This is a genomic window from Moorena sp. SIO3H5 (genome assembly GCF_010692395.1).
Lineage (GTDB): Bacteria > Cyanobacteriota > Cyanobacteriia > Cyanobacteriales > Coleofasciculaceae > Moorena.
Map to the genome: position 1 here is coordinate 1 of NZ_JAAHHS010000671.1, position 2,407 is coordinate 2,407.

Annotated in this window: 3 protein-coding genes; 2 read left to right on the top strand and 1 reads right to left on the bottom strand. The window is 42.2% G+C overall.

What is annotated here, in order from left to right; all coding sequences use genetic code 11:
• Nucleotides 1-1,113: GGDEF domain-containing phosphodiesterase (locus F6K52_RS35335; protein WP_293089718.1), on the top strand; the 1,113-nt coding region annotated here is incomplete at its 5' end.
• A 382-nt stretch (nucleotides 1,114-1,495) separates the two neighbouring features.
• Here F6K52_RS35335 and F6K52_RS35340 read toward each other — a convergent pair.
• Nucleotides 1,496-1,726, bottom strand: a complete 231-nt coding sequence (locus tag F6K52_RS35340) for a NifU family protein (RefSeq protein WP_364421340.1) — start codon at nucleotides 1,724-1,726, stop codon at nucleotides 1,496-1,498.
• 332 nt (nucleotides 1,727-2,058) lie between these two features.
• On the opposite strand from F6K52_RS35340, the gene F6K52_RS35345 reads away from it, so the two are divergent.
• A partial coding sequence (locus tag F6K52_RS35345) for a 2-phosphosulfolactate phosphatase (protein ID WP_293089723.1) occupies nucleotides 2,059-2,407 on the top strand: 349 nt, incomplete at its 3' end.

Here is a 2,407-nt window from a genome sequence, read left to right on the forward strand (position 1 = left end):
CTCGTTCTCTTTACGATACCTTTGGATACAGTGGCTAACTTAGGGATAGATCAATTTGTGATCTTGCTAGCTACTACAATTAAGCAGACAGAGATAGGGCTGATGGCGGAAAAACTGATCGATGCTTTATCCTTACCCTTTAATATAGGAGAATATGAAATTGTCCTGACCCCTAAAATCGGCATTGCCTGCTTTGGTAGGGATGCCCTTGATCTAAATACCCTGATCACCCATGCCAACCGAGCCAGAGAAAATGCTGGACAAAAAGGACAGAAGGCTTACGAATTTTATATTGCCTCGATTGGTGACAAATCCCAACAAGCCCTATGGCTAGAATTACAATTGCGCCAAGCATTGCAAAAGGATGAACTTCAAGTTTACTATCAGCCCAAAGTAAATCTGAGAACTGGAGAAATCGAGGGAGCAGAAGCCTTAATCCGTTGGCATCATCCAGAATTGGGAGCAATATCTCCAACTAAATTCATTCCCCTAGCCGAGAAAACTGGTTTAATTGTGCCTCTAGGAGAGTGGGTACTGCGCAAAGCCTGTACCCAAGCCAAACTCTGGCAAACTCAAGGCTTGTCTCAAGTACAAATCGCTGTAAATTTATCGGGACATCAGTTTAATCAACCCAATCTCAGTGACTCCATCGTAGCAATTCTTGAAGAAACCGAACTTGACGCGAGATATTTACAATTGGAATTAACCGAAAGTACCCTCATGGACAATCCAGACCATGCGATCGCTACCTTAAAAGAGTTAAAGTCCTTTGGTATTCAGATCTCGATTGATGATTTTGGAACCGGTTACTCTTCTCTGAGCTATCTGAGACTATTTCCCTTTGATGTGTTAAAAATTGACCGTTCTTTCGTTTGCCAACTTACAGAAGATGTAAAAAACGAAGCCATTACTACTGCGATTTTGCAAATGGCTCACAGTCTAAACTTGAAGGTGGTGGCGGAAGGGGTGGAGACAGCTAGCCAACTGGCTTTCCTGTGTGGTCATAAGTGTGATGAAATTCAGGGTTATTGCTTCAGTCCTCCATTATCGGCTCCAACCTTTACAGAATTGCTTAGTACTGGTAAAAGGCTTTCACTCTCTTCTCTGGTATGAATTATTGGTTGATTAATTAAACCATTATTTTTTTGATTATTTTATGAAATCTTAATTATTAAGACATTTTATAGGACTTTACAATGAATTGTCACAACTAGTTAAAGTTCTTTAAAATTACCCAAAATACCTATATATTTTATTATATCTTGCCTCTTTTATTTTCCCTTTAAGCCTTTCCTTTAGGGATTATATTAATAAATAAAATGTAAATGTTATAGCCATTAACAATGGTTTGAAAGACAGATATTTTGTAGGAACACGATCTGATTGGCCTACGGCCACGCTACGCGATCGTGCCCCTACTGTTTGCCATCGATATCAGAGCAACTATAATCGGCTGAACACTCAGCACTCCGCACTCATTAACTGAGTATTCAGCTTAAAATACTTGCTCCACTTCAATGATTTCAGGGATAAATTCCTTTAAGCGGCGCTCAATCCCCATTCTCAGGGTCATGGTAGAGCTAGGGCAAGACCCGCAGGCTCCCTGGAGTCTTAATTTAACAGTCGGACCATCTAACTCAACTAGCTCCACATTACCACCATCAGCGATCAGGTAAGGACGCATCTCATCCAGGACTGTTTCAACATTTTCTGGAGTGAGTGCCATTGTTTCTGACATAATAAACCTCAGCTAAATTGTAATTTCATGATAACTATGTTAATCGTAGCTTTCTGTGAGAAATCACTGGGCTCGTGCGGGTCGCCTTGAGATTGGAGGTGCCAGAGGTACCATGCATCGTTGTTGTTAAATTTAAAGACTCTGGTATGGTGACTGCTACAAGCCTTGATTTAACAGATTAACTATTGTACTATCAACTGTGGCTGTCGTGCCCGATAAATTGGGATGCCATTAGGCTGACTGGTTTAATCTCCAAGATTAATGAGGCTGGTTATGTCAACGAAAATCTCAGCAGTCCAGAAAACAACTACATCCAAGCCGTGAAGCTATCTATCTACCACACCCCGGAAGAAACTCCCACAGACACCTTACCAGACTGTGCGATCGCAATTGATGTCCTGCGAGCCACGACTACCATGGCTACAGCTTTAAATGCTGGTGCTGAAGCCGTTCAAGTGTTCAGTGATATTGACCAGTTAATGGCAATCAGCGAAAAATGGCCCACTGACAAACGGCTAAGAGCTGGGGAAAGGGGTGGTAAAATGGTAGAGGGCTGTGATATGGGTAACTCACCCTTGATTTGCACACCTGAGCGAGTAGAGGGAAGGCGACTATTTATCAGTACCACCAATGGTACCCGTGCCTTACAGCGTATCCAAAATTCCCCGG

Coding starts and splice junctions, on each gene's coding strand:
- F6K52_RS35340 (WP_364421340.1), bottom strand. CDS start 1,726: ATGGCACTCACTCCAGAAAATGTTGAAACAGTCCTGGATGAGATGCGT.